Source organism: Bradyrhizobium sp. SPXBL-02 (assembly GCF_051853065.1).
In the GTDB taxonomy this organism is placed as follows: Bacteria; Pseudomonadota; Alphaproteobacteria; order Rhizobiales; family Xanthobacteraceae; genus Bradyrhizobium.
The window spans coordinates 6,113,435-6,130,840 of record NZ_CP182474.1 but is presented as its reverse complement, the minus strand read 5'-3'; the positions used below and the strand labels follow the sequence as shown (position 1 = coordinate 6,130,840).

Genomic DNA, 17,406 nt, shown 5'->3' with positions numbered 1-17,406 from the left:
AGGCAACCGGCGGGCAGGGGCCGGTACCAAAATATCAGGATCTAGCGCCGGGAGCGCACGCGCAAGCCCGGCGCGGGCCGCTCCTGGAGCACCTCGCGGCGGAAGCGGTAGAGCGCCGCCGGCCGTCCGCCCGTCTGTGTCGACATCACCCCGGTCGGTTCGACCAGGGCTTCCATTTCGACCAGGCGGCGGAAGTTCTGCTTGTGCAGGTGCCGGCCGGAGATCGCCTCCACCGTATGCTGCAGTTCAGTAAGTGTGAATTCAGCCGGCAAAAGTTCAAACACGACAGGACGATACTTCAGCTTTGCGCGCAGCCGCGCGATTGCCGTGGCGAGAATCCGGCGGTGGTCGAACCGCATCGAGGTCCCGAGCGGGGGAAGCGTCTTGCGCGCTAATGCCGCAGGACGGCCGTCGCGGCGCGCCTCCTCGATCAGCCCGGCCTCGTAGAGCAGCTCGTAGCGGTCGAGCACGCGCTCCTCGTCCCAGGGCGCGCCGTCGAGACCGAAATAGAATCGCACCCGATCCTTCCGCGGCAGCGCGCGCGTCGTCTCCGGCGTCTCCTCCTCGGCCCATTTGGTCAGGGCGGGAATGATGTCGCGGGCGATGATCGCCGGCGGCTGCTCGCGCCAGTCTTCCCAGGGGAAGAAACGATACCAGGGTTCGAAGCTCGCCCCGGTCGCGGCGAGTTCGCCGTCCACAGGGCGCGTCAGTGCGAGATAGCCGATCGACACCATATGGGCGCCGGTGTCGCCGGCCTGGGCATGACGGCCGCGATCGCCGAAAGTGTAGAGCTGCTCGACATAGCCGAGCCGCAGCCCCGCCTGCTCCTCGACCCAGGCGCGCAGGCCGATCTCGAACGTGCGATGGCTCACCGCGTCGAACGGGCCGAACGGCAGGCCGGCCAGCCCGTCGCTGCCGCGCGCGGTCAGGATCAGCGGCTCATGGTCCTCGATCGCGACGATCGCGGCGGTCAGGCCGATCTCGATCGGCGTCAGCAGCGTCTCGCTCATGCGGCTGAGATCGCTTGTGTCATTCGAGCTCGATCACGAAGGGGCGGCCTTCGACCATCATCGCGCCGGGGCCCATCTCGTCGAGCGCGCGCAGCATGCGGCCGTTGCGTCCGAGTGCACGATCGGCGAGGCTGACGATGCGCCGGTTGGGCGAGGCGATCGGCGAGGCCGCACGGATCTTCCGGGCGATCTCGATCTCGTCACGGTTGGGATTGAGCGCGCAGACGGCCGCGAAGGCGCTGGCGGTGGAGCGGCTGATGCCGGCATAGCAATGCACCACCAGCGGGGCGCTGCGGTCCCAGCCGCGCACGAAGTTCAGCACCTGCTCGATATGCGTCTCCGACGGCGCGACGAAGCCGTCCATCTCCTCGGTGATGTCGTCCATCGACACCTTGAGATGGTTGGCCGGCAACACCGACACCGGCCGCGCCACCTGTTCGACATTGGCCATCACGGTCAGCACATGGCTGGCGCCGGTGATGCGGACGGTTTCGGGAAGCGCGGCGAGGGAACAGACGTGGATCATGGCGGGCCTTTTTGCGCCCGATTATAGCGAGCGCTCGTAGGGTGGGCAAAGGCGCATCGCGCCGTGCCCACCATTTCGCAACTGCGCGCATCGCGCTTAATTTGGTGGGCACGGCGCAAGAGCGCCTTTGCCCACCCTACAGGACCTACGCAAACACGGCGCCAAACCGCTCCAGAAACTGCTTCTCGGCCCGCGCCGCGGTCCAGGGCGTCAGATAGTCGCGCCGGACGCTGTCGGAGAGACCCGGATCCTTCCCGAACAGGCGCCGCGCTTCACTCGCGCTGAAGCCCGCGAGCTCGGTTGCCTCGAGATAAGCCGCACCGCGATCGGCGGCCTTGATGGCCTGCGTGATGTCGTCAGGCAAGACCGGCGGCAAGCCGAAGCGGATGTGGATGGCACCGAGCAGCCGCTTCTCGACCGCCTTGTAATGACCGTCGAGCACGGCCTTGAACGGCGAGATCATGTCGCCGATCACGTATTCCGGCGCATCATGGAGCAGGGCCGCGAGCCGCACGCGCTGGTCGACGCGGGGCATCTCGAGCCGCAGCACGGTCTCTACCAGCAGCGTATGCTGTGCGACCGAAAAGATGTGCGCGCCGAGGGTCTGCCCGTTCCAGCGCGCCACCCGCGCCAGCCCGTGCGCGATGTCGCCGATCTCGATGTCGAGCGGGGAGGGATCGAGCAAATCGAGCCGCCGGCCCGACAGCATGCGCTGCCAGGCGCGGACCTCCTCGTTGCGCGTCGCCTTCTTCGCCGTCATTTGGCCTTGAGGCGCGGCTTGCGCCGGGTTTTGCCGCAGGTCGCATGGCAATGGCAATCGACCAGGTGGTCGTTGACCATGCCGGTCGCCTGCATGAAGGCGTAGACGATCGTCGGGCCGACGAATTTGAAGCCGCGCGAGGACAGCTCCTTGGAGATCTGCACCGACAGCGGCGTCGAGGCCGGCACGCTTCCCGTGGTCTTGAACTGGTTGACCTTTGGCCGCCCGTCCATGAAGTCCCACAGCAGCTTCGAGAAGCCCGGGCCCTTCTCCATGATATCGAGATACGACTTCGCGCTCAGAATCGTGCCTTCGATCTTGGCCTTGTTGCGCACGATGCCGGCATCGTTCATCAGCGCGTGAACCCTCTTGGGCGTGTAGCGCGCGATCTTCTCCGGCTGAAAGTCGTCGAAGGCTTTGCGGAAATTATCGCGCTTGCGCAGGATCGTGATCCAGGACAGGCCGGCCTGGAAACCGTCGAGGATCAGCTTCTCGTACAGCGCGCGGTCATCGTATTCCGGCACGCCCCATTCGGTGTCGTGATAGGCGACATAAAGCGGATCTTCGCCCGGCCAGGGGCAGCGGGTCAGGCCATCGGGATGCAAGCGGGCAGCGCGGCTCATGCGATGGGCTGCTTGGCTGGAATTCGAACGACGTCGGGTTCAGCGAGCGTCAAAGCCAGCCCCCCGGCGGTGAGCGGCTGGCCCGCATCGAGCGCGTCGGCGACGCGATCGATGCGCACCAGCGCGATGCCCTTGCCGCCGGCGCTCGAGCCCATCGTGCCGACCGGCTTGTCGCCGGCGAGAATGGTCGTGCCCGGCTCGGGCGAGGCGTCCTCGAGCAGCACTTTCACGCTGCGCGTGCGCGCGGTGCCGCGATGCTGCATGCGCGAGACGACCTCCTGGCCGACATAGCAGCCCTTGTCGAAATCGACACCGGCGAGGCGATCCATGTTGGTCTCGTGCGGGAACGCATCGCCGTACATGAAATCGAGCCCGCCGCGCGGCACGCCGAGCGCGATGCGGTGCGCCTCGTAGCCGGCCGCATCGACCAGCTCGGCGCCGATGAGGTCCGACAGTTTCTGCTTGAGGTCTTCCGGGATCAGGATGCGGGTGCCGAGCCCATCGGCCCGCGGATCGGCGAAGGCAAGGTCGGGCTGGGCCGCCGGCTCGCCGTCCCATGCCGCGAGCACGCCGAGGTCGAGGTTGTCCACCGTGACCTTGGCGCGCAGCTTGTAGAATTTCAGCTTGGTGGCGAGGGTGTCCGCCAGCGCCTTCGGGCAGTCGATCAGGAACCCGCCGCCGTGACCCGCGGGCGCTTCCGTGATCAGGAAATCCACGATGAGCTTGCCCTGCGGCGTCAGCAGCGCGCCGAATCGCCCCAGGCCAGGTTTCAGCCGGTCCAGGTCGGTGGTGACGAGGCCATTGAGGAAGTTGCGCGCATCCTCACCCGCGACCTTGATCACGCCCCGATCGGGAAGAAACGCTGATTTCATGCGAAAATCTCTTGCGACATGTTGCTCCGGAACGTAAGCCCGCAACGCACAAACGACAAGACCTCGAGCCCTGTGCCCTGAGGATGAGAGAGGCCCCATGACCCAGCGTTTCGATGTGATCCTCAAGGGCGGCACCGTGGTCAACCAGGACGGTGAGGGTGTTCGCGATATCGGCATCACGGGCGGCCGCGTCGCCGAGCTGGGCCCGCTGCCGCAAGGCTCGGCCGCCGAGGTGATCGACTGCAAGGGCCTGCACATCCTGCCCGGCGTGATGGACACGCAGGTGCATTTCCGCGAGCCCGGGCTGGAGCAGAAGGAAGACCTCGAGACCGGTTCGCGCAGCGCCGTGATGGGCGGCGTCACCGCGGTGTTCGAGATGCCCAACACCTCGCCGCTGACCGTGACGGAGGCCACCTTCACCGACAAGGTGAAGCGCGCCCATCACCGCATGCATTGCGATTTCGCCTTCTTCATCGGCGGCACCCGCGAGAACGTGCAGGACCTGCCCGTGCTGGAGCGCGCACCCGGCTGCGCCGGCGTCAAGGTGTTCATCGGCTCGTCCACCGGCGCGCTGCTGGTCGAGGACGACGAGAGCCTGCGCCGCATCTTCCAGGTGATCCGCCGCCGTGCCGCCTTCCATGCCGAGGACGAATACCGCCTCAACGAGCGCAAACCGCTGCGCATCGAGGGCGATTCGCGCTCGCATCCGGTCTGGCGCGACGAGACCGCGGCGCTGATGGCGACGCAGCGCCTGATCAAGCTCGCGCACGAGACCGGCAAGCGTATCCACGTGCTGCACATCTCGACCAAGGAGGAGATCGAGTTCCTGCGCGACCACAAGGATGTCGCCTCCTGCGAGGCGACACCGCACCATCTGACGCTGGTCGCGCCCGAATGCTACGAGCGGCTCGGCACGCTGGCGCAGATGAACCCGCCGGTGCGCGGCGCCGATCATCGCGCCGGCATCTGGCGCGGCATCGAGCAGGGCATCATCGACGTGCTCGGCTCCGACCACGCCCCGCATACGCTGGAGGAGAAGCAGAAGACCTATCCGGCCTCGCCCTCCGGCATGACCGGCGTGCAGACGCTGGTGCCGCTGATGCTCGATCACGTCAACGCGGGTCGGCTCTCGCTGGCGCGCTTCGTCGACCTCACCAGCGCCGGCCCGGCACGTCTCTACAACATGGCCTGCAAGGGCCGCATCGCCGCCGGCTACGATGCCGACTTCACCATCGTCGATTTGAAGCGCAGCGAGACCATCACCAACAAATGGGTGGCGTCCAAGGCCGGCTGGACGCCCTATGACGGCGTTCGCGTCACCGGCTGGCCCGTCGGCACCTTCATCCGCGGCCGCCGCGTGATGTGGCAGGGCGAGCTGGTGACGGCCGCGCAGGGCGAGCCGGTGCGGTTTCTGGAGACGCTGAAGCAGTAGGCGGGCAGGGTCCCGCTCCTCGTTCCCCTGTCATGCCCCGCGAAGGCGGGGCATCCAGTACGCCGCGGCTTCTCGGTTCAATTGCCGCCGTCTCTGGAATACTGGATTGCCCGCCTTCGCGGGCAATGACAGAGTGCCCGGCAGCGCGAGCGCAATTTGGAGTGCAGTCAATGCCCCAACCCACGCCCCTCATCACCACCGAGCAACTCGCCGCCATGCTCGGCGATCCCAATCTCCGGCTTTATGACTGCACGACCTACAACGAGCCGGTGCCGCCCGGTAGCGACGTGCCCTATCGCGCGGTGCCAGGCGACAAGACGTTCGCGGCCGGCCACATTCCCGGAGCCGATTTCCTCGACCTGCAAGGCGAATTCTCCGACACCTCCGCGCGCCCACTCTTCATGATGCCTGACGTAGCCCAGCTCGAGGCCGCCTTCGGTCGCCACGGCCTCGATGCGAGCAAGACGATCGTGCTCTACAGCATCGGCACCATGATGTGGTCGACGCGGTTCTGGTGGATGCTGCGCTCGCTCGGCGTTGATGCCCGCGTGCTCGACGGCGGCCTCGACAAGTGGAAGGAAGAGGGGCGGCCGATTGAGACCGGTGCACCGAAGGGTTATCCGGCCACGACCTTCGTGGCCGCATCGCGCGCGGGCTTCTTCGTCGATAAGGACACAGTGAAGGCGCGCATCGGCGATGCCTCGACGGTCATCGTCAACGCGCTCTTGCCGCAATTTCACCAGGGCCTCGAGCCGAGCCGCTATGGTCGGCCCGGCCGCGTGCCGGGCAGCGTCAATGTTCCCGCCCCAACACTCGTTAATGCCGACAAGACGCTGACGAATCTTGCGGACGCGGAAGAGAAGTTCGTTGCCCAGGGCGTCACGCGCGACAAGACCGTGATCTGCTATTGCGGGGGAGGCATCTCGGCGACGATCAACCTCTTGTTGCTGACGCAGCTCGGCTACGAGAAGCTGACGCTGTACGATGGATCGATGGGCGAATGGGCGCGGGATCCCTCGCTGCCGATCGAGACAGACTAGGAGGCGGTCCTTACCTTCCAGGAAGGTAAGATCCCGGGGAAGAAAATCGGGAACCTTTCCTCTGCGGCTGCATCCAATGTCCGGAACCAATTGGAGACAGGACACCCGCCATGCCAGGGACCGCAGCCGGCCTGACCGCCGGCGCCCGGACTTCGGAGGCCGCGCTGGTGGCCCGCGCGCGGCGCCGCGACGAGGCCGCGTTGCGCGAGATTATGCAAGCCAATAACCGCCGGCTCTTCAGGCTCGCCCGCGGCATCCTGCGCAGCGACAGCGAAGCGGAGGACGTTGTGCAGGAGACCTATGTCCGCGCCTTCACGCATCTCGACGGATTCCTTGGCGAGTCGGCGCTGTCGACGTGGCTGTCGCGCATTGCCATCAACGAAGCCCTCGGACGCGCACGCGGTCGGAAGCCGCAGGTCGAGCTGGGATCGGTGCCGGAGGCAACGCTCGAAGCGCAAATCATCCAGTTTCCGCTTTCGTCCGCCGCAACTGATCCGGAAAAGTCCATGGCCCAACGCGAGATCCAGCGTGTCGTCGAACGCGCGGTCGATGAACTGCCCGAGACCTTCCGCATGGTCTTCATCGCGCGGGTGATGGAGGGGATGAGCGTGGAGGGGACCGCCGAGCTGCTCGGCATCAAGCCCGAGACGGTGAAGACTCGGTTGCACCGTGCGCGCGCGATGCTGCGCGAGAACGTCGAGAAGAAGATCGGTCCGGTCGTGATGGATGCGTTTCCGTTCGCCGGTGAGCGTTGCGAGCGCCTGACGGAGGCCGTGCTCAGGCGGCTTGGCATCGGGGCCTAATTTTTCGGGAACGTTCGCGCGGAATTGGCATCCAACCTGTGCAAGCAACAGTCCGGAACGTTTCCGGCCCACAGGAGTGCCAAGCCATGCTGATCCGATGGAGCGCGGCGGCCGCCGCAGCGATGATGTTGTCGAGTCCCGTTTTGCTGCACGGCGCCAGCGCAGCCGACAAGCCCACCGATCCCCAGATCGCGCATATCGCCTACATCGCGGGCGTGATCGACATCAACGCTGCCAAGCAGGCGCAGAAGAAGGCCAAGAACAAGGATGTCAAGGCGTTCGCCGAAGACATGCTGCGCGACCACGAGGCGGTCAACAAGCAGGCCCTCGCGCTCGTCAAGAAGCTGAACGTCACGCCGGAGGACAACGACACCAGCAAGGCGCTATCGAAGCAGGCGGCCGACAAGCTGGCCGAGCTCGACAAGCTGGATGGCGCGGCGTTCGACAAGGCTTACGTCGCCAACGAGGTCGCCTACCACAAGGCAGTCAATGGCGCCCTGGAGACGCAACTCATTCCGTCTGCGAGCAATGCCGAGCTGAAGAGCCTGCTGCAGACCGGGCTGAAGATCTTCCAGGGCCATCAGCAGCACGCCGAGCATGTTGCGGCCGAGCTGAAATAGGAGCCTCGCATGATGCCGGGACGCCTCGCCTCGATCGCGCTTGCGGTCGTCCTCCTGTCGACGATCGTCCCGGCACGCGCTGCGTCGATCGAGATCACGATGGACAATCTCGTGATTGCTCCGGCTGAGGTATCGGCGAAGATCGGCGATACCATCACCTGGGTCAACAAGGACGTCTTCGCCCACACCGCCACCGCCAGGAACGGCGATTTCGACGTGCCGCTGCCGCCGAAGAAATCAGCGACATCAGTTCTGAACAAGGCCGGAACGGTCGAGTATTACTGCCGCTATCATCCCAACATGAAAGCGACGCTCAAGATCGAGCCGTGACGAGGGAGCGAATTCCCGCGCGCTGCGGGAACTTCTCCCGACGGCCGCGAGACTAATGCTTGTCCGCTGAAAGCGGCTTCCGTGCGATAAGAGCGGCAGACTTCGCGAAGCCTTTCGCCAAGTCATTCATCCGCAACTGGCCCCGCCCGCGTGGCGGGGTCATTTTTCGGAGCGGCCTACTGCCTGGAGATGCCGACCGAGAATTCGCCGTTGCGGATGCGGCCGGGAAAGCCCTCGACGAACTTCGCCACCGCGTCCTCGCCATAGGTGCCGACGAGCTCGGCGAGCGCCGCGAACAGGCTCGCCTGCGCCAGGCAGTCGCCGTCGACGCCGTCATGGCGCGCCTCGGCCCAGGCCTCGTTGAGATAGCTCAGCGCAGCCTGTTTCTGCTCGTGATCGGGCAGCGGCGCGCGGGCGGGGGCGTAGGAAATCGGCTGGCTCATGAAACTCGGTCAGGGCTGGGGCGCGATCCACGGCGATGCGCTGTGCGAGAAGGTGTAGCACGGGCGTTAACGACCGCTAGGCCACATCTTTAAGAACGGTTAACGGCTGTGAACAAAGTCGATGACAGGGTTCCAGCACTCGTCATTCCGGGGCGCGCGCAGCGCGAGCCCGGAATCCGTCAGGCCACCAACTCTGCGGCTCGATGGATTCCGGGCTCTCGACTTCGTCGAGCCCCGGAATGACGAGAAATCAGTTCGCGTAGCGCGCCGTGAGATCCCGCGAGATCTTCGAGCCTTCCTCGATATAGCGGCGGATCGCCACCGTCGCGGCCGGCGTGCAGCTGCGATAGGTCTGCTGAAAACCGTTATAGCCGCGGTTGAAGGCGGCGATCATGCGGGTGCGGCGCTCCCCGGAGGGGGTCTCGGCATCGATCAGCGCCTGCATCTCGTTGCGCCATTTGTTGCCCTCGTTCGCCCCGCAGATGCCGCGCAGATAGTGCAGGCCGCCCAGGATCTCGGCCAGCCGCTGCAGTCCGCCGTCAAACGGCGCCGCCACGTCCTGGGCTCTCGCAGGCCCGGAGGCGCAGGCGAGAATCACGACAAAAATGGCCAGAAATCGCATCGACATCGGCGGCTGTATGCCCCCTCGGGACGGCTGGCGCAAGGCGGGCCGTCAGGCCCCAAGCAGCCGGTGAGCCGACAGGATGACCTCCTCCAGCCCCCCGGTCAGCTTGAGGTCACCGAGGCTCGCCATGGCGTCCGGGGCGATCCAGCGGTAATCGTCGAGCTCGTCGTTGAGAGCCGGCTCCCGGGCCGTCCAGCGGGCGGCAAAGGACATGATCAGGTAATGGCCGGCGCCGGCGGTGGCCGGCAGCACCTCGCGCCAGCCGGCAAGGCCAACGATCTCGATACGAAGACCGGTTTCCTCGTCGACCTCACGGCTCAAGGCCTGATGCAGCGATTCGCCGAACTCGACACGGCCGCCCGGCAGCGAATAGAAGCCCTTGGCGGGCGAGCGGGCGCGGCGGACCAGCAGCACCTTGCCGTCGCGGAAGATCGCCGCGCTGACCGCGAGCTGGGGATGGGCAGGATGGACAATTGCAGTCAATCGCGCCACCTATCGGGCCGAGTTCGCCATGATGGTGTCGACGTCGGCTTCCGCCCCGCCATTGATGATGCCGCCGCAGGCCGCGATCAGCGGCTTGACCCAGAGGGTGGCCTGCTCGGCGAGGCGCACGCGGGTCGAGTCCTTCTCGACCTCGCGCATGGCCGAGCCGACCGCGGTCAGGATCGAGGTCATGGTATCCGTCATGTGGTCGAACTGGGCACGCACGTTGGGATCGGCTTTCTCATAGGCTTCGATCGCCAAATCCCGCGCCTTGAAATTCGACGCCGTGAAATGCTCGGCGTAGGACAGCGGCGTCCAGGTCAGGAAGTCATCCGCGCATTCCGGCATATCCGGCACCATCTCGAGCAGCATCACGGCTTCATTGAAATGGTTGAGATAGTCGGTGGCAAGCCCGGTCCGCGGGTTGATGTTGGCCACGCGCAGCCGTTCGGCCCAGGCGGCCGCCTCGGGGCCCGTCTGTACATGCGTCCGCGCGGGTTGGGTGGCCGTTGAGCTCATCTGCCGCAGTGTTAACGTTCGGGGTTAAAAGGACCTGAACGGACCCTATATAGGCCCCCAAGGATGTGTGGACGCTTCGTCATAACTTCGGCCCCCGCGGCTTTGCGGCAACTGTTCGGCTATGTCGAGCAGCCGAATTTCCCGCCCCGGTACAATGTCGCCCCGACGCAACCGATTCCGGTGGTGCTGGTCGAGAACGGCGCGCGCCGCTTCCGCCTGATGCGCTGGGGTCTGCTGCCGAGCTGGGTCAAGGACCCCCGCGGGTTCACGCTCCTGATCAACGCCCGCTCCGAGACTGTGCTGGAGAAACCCGCCTTCAAGAACGCGATTCGCCGCCGGCGCGGCCTGATCCCGGCTGATGGTTATTACGAGTGGAAGACGGAAGCCGGCCGCAAACAGCCCTTTTTCATCCACCGCGCCGACGGTGAGCCGCTCGGCTTTGCCGCCTTGTTCGAGACCTGGGTCGGGCCGAACGGCGAGGAGCTCGACACGGTCGCGATCGTCACCGCGGCGGCGGGCGAGGATCTCGCCGCTCTGCATGACCGCGTGCCCGTCACCATCAGTCCGCGCGACTTCGAGCGCTGGCTCGACATCAAAGGCGACGAGGTCGATGCGATCCTGCCGCTGATGAGGCCCCCGCACGTCGGCGAATTCGCCTGGCACCCGGTCTCTACCCGCGTTAACCGCGTCGCCAATGATGACGAGCAGCTCGTGCTGCCGATCAGTGCGGAGGAGATCGAGGCGGAGGCCGAGGCGACGAAGCCGAAGAAGGGGGTGCGGAAGACTGCGGCTGCGTCGTCGGATGACGGGCAGGGATCGTTGTTCTAGGCGCGGTGCCGTAGGGTGGGCAAAGGCGCAACGCGCCGTGCCCACGATCTCTCTCTTCAATACGCGGTGGTGGGCACGCTTCGCTTTGCCCACGCTACGGCACGGAGCTTCAGACAATCTCCCTCGCCCGTAAGCCCGCGATCTCCGCCGCGTCGAATCCCAGCTCGCCCAGCACGGCATCCGTATCCGCGCCCAGCTCCGGCGCCATGCGATCCAGCCTGCCGCCGCCATGCGCGAGCTTGAAGCCGCTGCCGGCAAAGCGCAGGCGGCCGTATTGGGTGTCCAGCTCCTGGATCGCACCGCGCGCCTTGATTTGCGGATGGTCGATGACCTCCTCGACCTTCCAGATGCTGGCGCAGGGCGCGCCGGCGTCTTCCAGGATCGTTTCCCATTCGCGCGCCGGCCGTGCGGCGAGCGCTTCCTCGATGATGGCGCGGAGCGCCGGCTCGTTCTCGTTGCGGGAGAACCAGTCGGCAAAGCGCGGATCTGACAGCGTGTCCTCGCGACCGAGCGCAGCCATCAACGCGCGGTATTGCTTCTCGTTGTTGACGGCGAGCAGGATATGGCCGTCGCCGCACTTGAATAAATTTGCCGTGGTCCGGCGGCTCACCGCCTGATTGCCCGACAGTGTTTGCCGATGACCGGCGACCGACCAGTCCGCGATCTGGCCCGAGAGAAACGCCAGCGTCGCCTCCAGCATGGAGACGTCGATCAGCTGCCCCTTGCCGGTGCGGTCGCGCTGGTAGAGCGCGCTCGACACGCCGAACGCGGCCGTGGCGCCCGAAAGCACGTCGCACACCGCAAAGCCGGCGCGCGTCGGTCCGGTCTCGGGGTGGCCGGTGATCGCCATGATGCCCGACAGCGCCTGCATCTTGCCGTCATAGCCGGGGCGCAGGCGATCCGGGCCGGTCTGGCCGAAGCCTGACACCGCGCAATAGATCAGCTTCGGATTGATCGCGGACAGCGCCTCATAGCCGATGCCGAGCTTGTCCATCACGCCCGGACGGAAATTCTCCATGACGACGTCGACGCGGCTTGCGAGCTTCTTCACGATCGCGATCGCCTCCGGCTTCTGCAGATCGAGCGTCAGGCTGCGCTTGTTGCCGTTGATGGCCTGGAATGCCGGCGCCAGGCCACGCTCGGCCCATTCGCGGGACAGCGGCGTGCGGCGCATGTCCTCGCCCTCGCGCCGCTCGACCTTGATGACGTCGGCGCCGAGCAGCGCGAGCTGATAGCTCGCATAGGGGCCGGCCAGCACTTGCGTGAAATCCAGGATCTTCACGCCCTCGAACGGTCGCGTCACGTCGCTCTCCCTTGATTGTTCTTATCGGAGGACGTCAGGCGGCGCGGTTGCCGCGCGCGATCTCCTTCTGCTTGTCGAATTCGGCGCGGCGGCGCGCCAGCTCTTCAGGGCTCAGCTGCGCGACGTTGTTGTAGTCGAGCTTCCAGGAGGCATCCTCGCTCCAGCGCAGCGGCGACTGCATCGTGGTCTGCGGACCGCTCGCGGTCTCCAGCAGCCGGAGCGCGAGCTCGAGCGTCTGCGCCTGCGAGGCGATGTCGTGCGGCTTGCCGGCAGAATTGCCGAGCGGGAAATCAGAGAACAGGAAGCGCGGTACGGCGGCGTGCTCGACGATGTCCTTGGCGCAGCCCATGATCACGGTCGGAATACCGTTGCGCTCCAGATGCCGCGCCACCAGTGCGGTGGTCTGGTGGCAGACCGGGCAGTTCGGCACCAGCACCGCGACGTCGACCTTGTCCGCGAGGCAGCGCGCCAGGATCTCCGGCGCGTCGGTGTCGAGCGTGACGCGATGGCTGCGGTTGGTCGGCGCGCCGAAGAAGCGCGGGGCGATCTCGCCGATCCGCCCCGCAGCGGACGCTTTCAACAGCTGTGGCAGCGGAAACCAGGTGCCGCTGTCGGTGGCCGAGGTGTGCTTGCGGTCGTAGCCGATGTGCGAGATGCGCAGGTCGTGCTCTTTCGACGTGTCGCCGTCATAGACCTGATAGAACTTCGCGCTGCCATTATACGCCGCGCCCGGCCCCTGGTCGCCCTTGGCCGGATCGTAGGGCGCAGCGGTGGTGATGATGGTGACGCGCGATTGGGCCAGCGGTTTCTTCAGCGGCTGGAACGGCGCCTCGGTGTAATGCGCCCAGCGGTACGGCGTGGTGTAGCCGATCGCCGCGTAATAATCGCGGGTGCGCTGCATGTAGGGAACGGGGGAGTCGTAGTCGGGCGCAAAGCCGAATTCGTCGTCGCGCGGAGCAGACATGGCGCGTCTCCTGGTTCTTGGTTGGGGCCAGACTAGAGATAGTTGCGGGGTTGCTCAACGGGGGGAGCGGCGGCGCAGGTCAGAATTGCAACAGGCGATGAAGCCACGCGCACGCTACCACTTACCCTCCCCTGGAGGGGGAGGGTCGGCTCACATCTGAGCGCAGCGAAGATGTGAGACGGGGTGGGGTGACAGTCTCTCCACCTCGAACAGTGCCTGCGAGGAGAGATCACCCCACCCCGCTCGGGCTGCGCCCGATCGACCCTCCCCCTCCAGGGGAGGGTAAGCGCGTCACCTGAACACGTGCAGTGCCACATACTGCAGCAGCATGATCGCCTTGGCGTCGATGATGCGGCCGTCGGCGATCATCGCCAGCGCCTCGTCAATTCCGAGCTCCAGCACCTCGATGTCCTCGCCCTCGTGCTCGAGGCCGCCGCCGTCGCTCACCCGCATCTCGGGCTCGTATTCGGCGACGAAGAAATGCAGCTTTTCGGTGATGGCGCCGGGGCTCATGAAGGCCTCGAACACCTTGTGGACGTGGTGCAGGCGATAGCCGGTCTCTTCCTCCGCCTCGGCGCGGATGCGCTCCTCGGGCTCGGCGTTGTCGAGCACGCCGGCAGCGGCCTCGATCAAGAGGTCGTCGTAGCCGCGGATGAAGGCCGGCAGGCGGAACTGCTTCACCAGGATCACGGTCCGCCGCGCGAGATTGTAGGGCAGCACGGCGGCGGCGTTGTCGCGCTCATAGGTCTCGCGATGCTGCGTCTGCCACTCGCCACTGGCGCGCCGGTACTCGAACGTCGTGGTCTTCAGCGTGGTCCAGCCGTCCGAGAGCACGCGGACGTCCTTGATGCGGACGCGGTCGGAAATGGTCATGAGGTCTCTCTCTTCTTCACCTCTCCCCGCTTGCGGGGAGAGGTCGCATCCCATCGGAGATGGGATGCGGGTGAGGGGGTACAGGTCCATCGACGATCTCGCGTGCGGAGAGAAGCCCCTCACCCCAACCCTCTCCCCGTAAGAACGGGGCGAGGGGGCGCAGTTGCGTTCGCGGCCGCATCTCGATCTCAATTGCTTGGCGTGGTCGCGCGGCCGTCGAGCCACTTCTGGAACATCACGGAGGTCGATAGCTCGAAGCCCAGCGAGCCATAGAACGCATTGGCCTGCGCGTTCTCGCGGCGGACCAGGAGCTGCAGCTTCGAAATCCCGGCGCTTCGCAGCCAGTCCTCGGCCGCGGCCATGATGATGCGGCCATGGCCGCGCTTCTGACAGGTGGGATCGACGGCGACGTAATAGACCCAGCCGCGATGGCCATCATGGCCGACCATCGCGGTGGCAACGATCGCGCCGTTCTCGCGGCCGACCAGCACGGTGGAATTGGCCCGCCGCCGCGCCAGCGCGATGTCGGCATGCGGATCGTTCCAGGGCCGCGTCAGGCCGCAGCGCTGCCATAGCGCGACGACCGGCTCGACATCGGCGTCGGAGATGGGCTCGATCGCAAGGGCGCTCACAGCACCTTCCCCGGATTCATGATGCCGAGCGGATCGAGCATCGCCTTGACCTGTCGCATCAGCTCGAACGCGGTCTTGTCCTTCACCTCGGGCAGCTCGTCGCGCTTGAGCACGCCGATGCCGTGCTCGGCCGAGATCGAGCCGCCCATGCGCAGCACGATCTCGAACACCACCGCGTTCACATCATGCCAGCGCGCGAGGAAATCGGCGGTGTTGGCGCCGATCGGCTGACTGACATTGTAATGCAGATTGCCGTCGCCGAGATGGCCGAACGGCACCGGCCGGGCGCCGGGGATCAGCTTCACCACGGCCGCATCGGCTTCCGCGATGAATTCGGGCACGGCCGCAACCGGGACGGAGATGTCGTGCTTGATCGAGCCGCCTTCCGGCTTCTGCGCCGCCGACATCTCGTCACGCAGCTTCCAGAACGCCGCGCGCTGGGCGAGGCTCGCCGCGATCACGGCATCGTCGACGATCTCCTCCTCCATGGCGCGGGCGAGGATCGTCTCCAGCGGCGTGCGGGCATCCTCGCTTGGCGATGACAATTCCATCAGCACGTACCAGGGATGCTTCTCGGCGAGCGGATCGCGCACGTCGATGCCGTGGCGCACGGAGAAATCCACCGCCAGCTGCGACAGCAGCTCGAAGCTCGTCAGCGCATTGGCGGCCTCGCCTTGCGCGATGGTGAGCAGCTTCAGCGCCGCCGCCGGCGATTTCAGCCCGACGAAGGCGGTCTCGATCGCCCGCGGCTTCGGAAACAGTTTCAGCGTCGCCGCGGTGATGATGCCGAGCGTGCCTTCAGCGCCGATGAAGAGGTTGTGCAGATTGTAGCCGGTGTTGTCCTTCTTCAGCTTCGACAGCGCGTTCAGCACGCGCCCGTCGGCGAGCACCACTTCCAGCCCCAGCGCCATCTCGCGCGCGACGCCATAGGCGAGCGCCGCGGTACCGCCGGCATTGGTGGAGAGATTGCCGCCGATGGTGCAGCTGCCTTCGGCCCCTAACGACAGCGGAAACAGCCGGTCGACCTCGGACGCCTTGGCTTGCGCGATCTGCAGCACCACGCCGGCTTCGATCGTCATGGTGTTAGAGGCGGTGTCGACCTCGCGGATCTTGTCAAGCCGGCGCAGCGACACCACCACCTCGCCATTATGCGGCGTCTGGCCGCCGACGAGCCCGGTGTTGCCGCCCTGCGGCACCAGCGCGATGTTGTGCGCGGAGGCGAGCTTGCAGATGGCAGAGACCTCCGCCGTCGAGCCCGGGCGCAGCACCAGCGGCGAGCGGCCGTGGAACAAATTGCGCTCCTCGGTGACGTAAGGCTCGATATCGGTCGGATCGGTGATCGCGTGGCGGTCGCCGACGATCTTGCGGAATTGCGCGATCAATTCGGGGGCAAGCGGCGGGGTGGCAGGCTTGTTGATGTTCATGTCCTCGTCTCTTGCTTCACCGCGCCACCGCGGCGCGGCGCAGCCGGTCGTTGATCGCCTCGCCCAGACCATCTTCGGGTATCGGCATCACCGCAATCGCCCGCGGCGCTCTCGCATCGAGGTTGCGAAGATAGCCGAACAGATTGGCGGCGGCTTCATCGACATCACCGGTGGGCGACAAATTCATGACGGCCGACGCGGCGTCAAGGCCGGGCAGGCGCGCGGGGCCGAACGCCAGCAGCGCCTCGCCCGGCGCGATCTCACGCGCATCGAGCCGCACATGGGCGCGCGGTGCGTAATGCGAGGCCAGCATGCCCGGCGCCAGCGGCTGGCCGTCGTCGCTCTCGGCCTCCGCCGGCGGCCGCGCCAGCGGCGCGCCCAGCACCGCCTCGATCCGCTCGCGTGACAGCCCGCCGGGACGGAGCAGCATCGGCGCGTCGAGGCAGCCGACGATCGTCGATTCCACGCCGACCGTAACAGGCCCGCCATCGACGATCAGGTCGATCCGCCCGGACAGGTCGCTCTCGACATGGGCGGCCAGCGTCGGCGAGACGTGGCCGGAGATGTTGGCCGACGGCGCCACCACGGCGCCGCCGAAGGCGCGCAGGATCGCCTGCGCGACGGGATGGGCGGGGATGCGGATCGCGACCGTGTCGAGGCCGGCGGTGGCAAGATCCGCCACCGGGCAGTCCTCGGTCTTCGGCACCACCAGCGTCAGCGGCCCCGGCCAGAACGCTTCCGCCAGTGCCAGCGCGCGCGCATCGAATCGCCCGATCCGCCGCGCGGCCTCGAGGTCGGCGACATGCGCGATCAGCGGATTGAACGCCGGCCGCCCCTTGGCGGCGTAGAGATGGGCGATCGCGGTGGCATTGGCTGCATCCGCCCCGAGCCCGTAGACCGTCTCGGTCGGGAACGCGACCAGCCCGCCGGCCGCAAGTCGCCGGGCGGCGGCTTCCGCGCCGGCCGCGCCGGCCGGCAAAATCAGCGTTTCAATACCCGTTTTCACGAGGGCAAAATTCCTCAGCTCGGCCGCTTGCAGTGCGTCAAACCCGACGCTATAAGCCGCCTTCTTGTCGGAGTGTGGCTCAGCCCGGTAGAGCACTGCGTTCGGGACGCAGGGGTCGCAGGTTCGAATCCTGCCACTCCGACCATCATTTCAAGTACTTATACTTTCTACGTTTTTCCCACGCAATGAAATGCGCAATGATTTGAGGCACGGCAGCCATCCCTGTCGATCCCAAGGCTTATGCCAGGGGCGTCGAGGAGCAGATCAGGCTGATGCGGGACGACCTAAAC

21 protein-coding genes and 1 tRNA gene are annotated in these 17,406 nt (G+C 66.3%); 7 read left to right on the top strand and 15 right to left on the bottom strand.

The genetic code is table 11. The annotated features are described in order from the left end of the window. Positions 1–41 precede the first annotated feature (41 nt). From ACNJYD_RS28690 to ygfZ, 5 genes are all read right to left on the bottom strand, one after another. On the bottom strand, positions 42–1,010 hold the full coding sequence (locus tag ACNJYD_RS28690; RefSeq protein WP_439364003.1) for an NUDIX hydrolase: 969 nt from the start codon (positions 1,008–1,010) through the stop codon (positions 42–44). Positions 1,011–1,029: 19 nt separating this feature from the next. Next, positions 1,030–1,536: a tyrosine phosphatase family protein gene (locus tag ACNJYD_RS28685; protein WP_439364002.1), complete on the bottom strand. Its 507-nt coding sequence runs from the start codon at positions 1,534–1,536 to the stop codon at positions 1,030–1,032. A 145-nt stretch (positions 1,537–1,681) separates the two neighbouring features. Continuing rightward, positions 1,682–2,296 carry a YfbR-like 5'-deoxynucleotidase gene (locus ACNJYD_RS28680; RefSeq protein ID WP_439364001.1) on the bottom strand — a complete coding sequence of 205 codons (615 nt, stop codon included), beginning with the start codon at positions 2,294–2,296 and terminating at the stop codon, positions 1,682–1,684. Beyond that, positions 2,293–2,919 carry a DNA-3-methyladenine glycosylase I gene (locus tag ACNJYD_RS28675; protein WP_439364000.1) on the bottom strand — a complete coding sequence of 209 codons (627 nt, stop codon included), beginning with the start codon at positions 2,917–2,919 and terminating at the stop codon, positions 2,293–2,295. Before ACNJYD_RS28675 ends, ACNJYD_RS28680 begins: the two co-directional genes overlap by 4 nt. Next, the gene (gene ygfZ, locus ACNJYD_RS28670) at positions 2,916–3,791 is read right to left on the bottom strand and encodes a CAF17-like 4Fe-4S cluster assembly/insertion protein YgfZ (RefSeq protein WP_439363999.1); all 876 of its coding nucleotides are present in this window, start codon (positions 3,789–3,791) and stop codon (positions 2,916–2,918) included. Before ygfZ ends, ACNJYD_RS28675 begins: the two co-directional genes overlap by 4 nt. A 97-nt stretch (positions 3,792–3,888) precedes the next feature. Here ygfZ and ACNJYD_RS28665 point away from each other — a divergent pair, with 97 nt between their 5' ends. The 5 genes from ACNJYD_RS28665 (at position 3,889) to ACNJYD_RS28645 (ending at position 8,016) form a co-directional block, all read left to right on the top strand. Beyond that, complete coding sequence (locus ACNJYD_RS28665; RefSeq protein ID WP_439363998.1) at positions 3,889–5,223, top strand: dihydroorotase; 1,335 nt, start codon at positions 3,889–3,891, stop codon at positions 5,221–5,223. Positions 5,224–5,393: 170 nt separating this feature from the next. Beyond that, positions 5,394–6,263 carry a sulfurtransferase gene (locus tag ACNJYD_RS28660; protein WP_172787272.1) on the top strand — a complete coding sequence of 290 codons (870 nt, stop codon included), beginning with the start codon at positions 5,394–5,396 and terminating at the stop codon, positions 6,261–6,263. 110 nt (positions 6,264–6,373) lie between these two features. Beyond that, the gene (locus ACNJYD_RS28655) at positions 6,374–7,066 is read left to right on the top strand and encodes an RNA polymerase sigma factor (protein WP_439363997.1); all 693 of its coding nucleotides are present in this window, start codon (positions 6,374–6,376) and stop codon (positions 7,064–7,066) included. Between the two features lie 86 nt (positions 7,067–7,152). After that, complete coding sequence (locus ACNJYD_RS28650; RefSeq protein ID WP_172787274.1) at positions 7,153–7,686, top strand: DUF4142 domain-containing protein; 534 nt, start codon at positions 7,153–7,155, stop codon at positions 7,684–7,686. Positions 7,687–7,695: 9 nt separating this feature from the next. Continuing rightward, a complete protein-coding gene (locus ACNJYD_RS28645) occupies positions 7,696–8,016 on the top strand; it encodes a cupredoxin domain-containing protein (protein WP_439363996.1) in 321 nt (106 codons plus the stop codon). Positions 8,017–8,192: 176 nt separating this feature from the next. Here the strand turns inward: ACNJYD_RS28645 and ACNJYD_RS28640 are convergent, their stop codons facing one another. From ACNJYD_RS28640 to ACNJYD_RS28625, 4 genes are all read right to left on the bottom strand, one after another. Continuing rightward, positions 8,193–8,459 (bottom strand): hypothetical protein, encoded by a 267-nt coding sequence (locus ACNJYD_RS28640; RefSeq protein ID WP_025034564.1) that lies wholly within the window; start codon positions 8,457–8,459, stop codon positions 8,193–8,195. A gap of 250 nt (positions 8,460–8,709) precedes the next feature. Then, on the bottom strand, positions 8,710–9,087 hold the full coding sequence (locus ACNJYD_RS28635) for a TIGR02301 family protein (RefSeq protein WP_172787276.1): 378 nt from the start codon (positions 9,085–9,087) through the stop codon (positions 8,710–8,712). 45 nt (positions 9,088–9,132) lie between these two features. Beyond that, positions 9,133–9,567 carry an NUDIX hydrolase gene (locus ACNJYD_RS28630; protein WP_439363995.1) on the bottom strand — a complete coding sequence of 145 codons (435 nt, stop codon included), beginning with the start codon at positions 9,565–9,567 and terminating at the stop codon, positions 9,133–9,135. Between the two features lie 9 nt (positions 9,568–9,576). Beyond that, positions 9,577–10,086 (bottom strand): hypothetical protein, encoded by a 510-nt coding sequence (locus ACNJYD_RS28625; RefSeq protein ID WP_172787278.1) that lies wholly within the window; start codon positions 10,084–10,086, stop codon positions 9,577–9,579. A gap of 63 nt (positions 10,087–10,149) precedes the next feature. Between ACNJYD_RS28625 and ACNJYD_RS28620 the strand changes: the two genes are divergently transcribed. Then, entirely contained in the window at positions 10,150–10,914 is a 765-nt protein-coding gene (locus ACNJYD_RS28620; RefSeq protein WP_439363994.1) for an SOS response-associated peptidase, read from the top strand. A 109-nt stretch (positions 10,915–11,023) separates the two neighbouring features. Here the strand turns inward: ACNJYD_RS28620 and ACNJYD_RS28615 are convergent, their stop codons facing one another. The 6 genes from ACNJYD_RS28615 to ACNJYD_RS28590 form a co-directional block, all read right to left on the bottom strand. Further along, positions 11,024–12,217, bottom strand: coding sequence for a CaiB/BaiF CoA transferase family protein (locus tag ACNJYD_RS28615; protein WP_439363993.1), 1,194 nt, complete (start codon positions 12,215–12,217; stop codon positions 11,024–11,026). 34 nt (positions 12,218–12,251) lie between these two features. Then, positions 12,252–13,181 (bottom strand): glycine reductase, encoded by a 930-nt coding sequence (locus ACNJYD_RS28610; RefSeq protein ID WP_439363992.1) that lies wholly within the window; start codon positions 13,179–13,181, stop codon positions 12,252–12,254. A gap of 291 nt (positions 13,182–13,472) precedes the next feature. Then, positions 13,473–14,054, bottom strand: coding sequence for a GDP-mannose pyrophosphatase (locus ACNJYD_RS28605; RefSeq protein WP_439363991.1), 582 nt, complete (start codon positions 14,052–14,054; stop codon positions 13,473–13,475). 188 nt (positions 14,055–14,242) lie between these two features. Further along, positions 14,243–14,686, bottom strand: a complete 444-nt coding sequence (locus ACNJYD_RS28600) for a GNAT family acetyltransferase (protein WP_439363989.1) — start codon at positions 14,684–14,686, stop codon at positions 14,243–14,245. After that, complete coding sequence (locus ACNJYD_RS28595; RefSeq protein ID WP_439363988.1) at positions 14,683–16,110, bottom strand: FAD-binding oxidoreductase; 1,428 nt, start codon at positions 16,108–16,110, stop codon at positions 14,683–14,685. The genes ACNJYD_RS28600 and ACNJYD_RS28595 overlap by 4 nt, the downstream gene beginning before the upstream one ends. A gap of 16 nt (positions 16,111–16,126) precedes the next feature. After that, entirely contained in the window at positions 16,127–17,116 is a 990-nt protein-coding gene (locus ACNJYD_RS28590) for an L-threonylcarbamoyladenylate synthase (protein ID WP_439363986.1), read from the bottom strand. 68 nt (positions 17,117–17,184) lie between these two features. On the opposite strand from ACNJYD_RS28590, the gene ACNJYD_RS28585 reads away from it, so the two are divergent. Continuing rightward, a tRNA-Pro gene (locus ACNJYD_RS28585) sits at positions 17,185–17,261 on the top strand. Positions 17,262–17,406 lie beyond the last annotated feature (145 nt).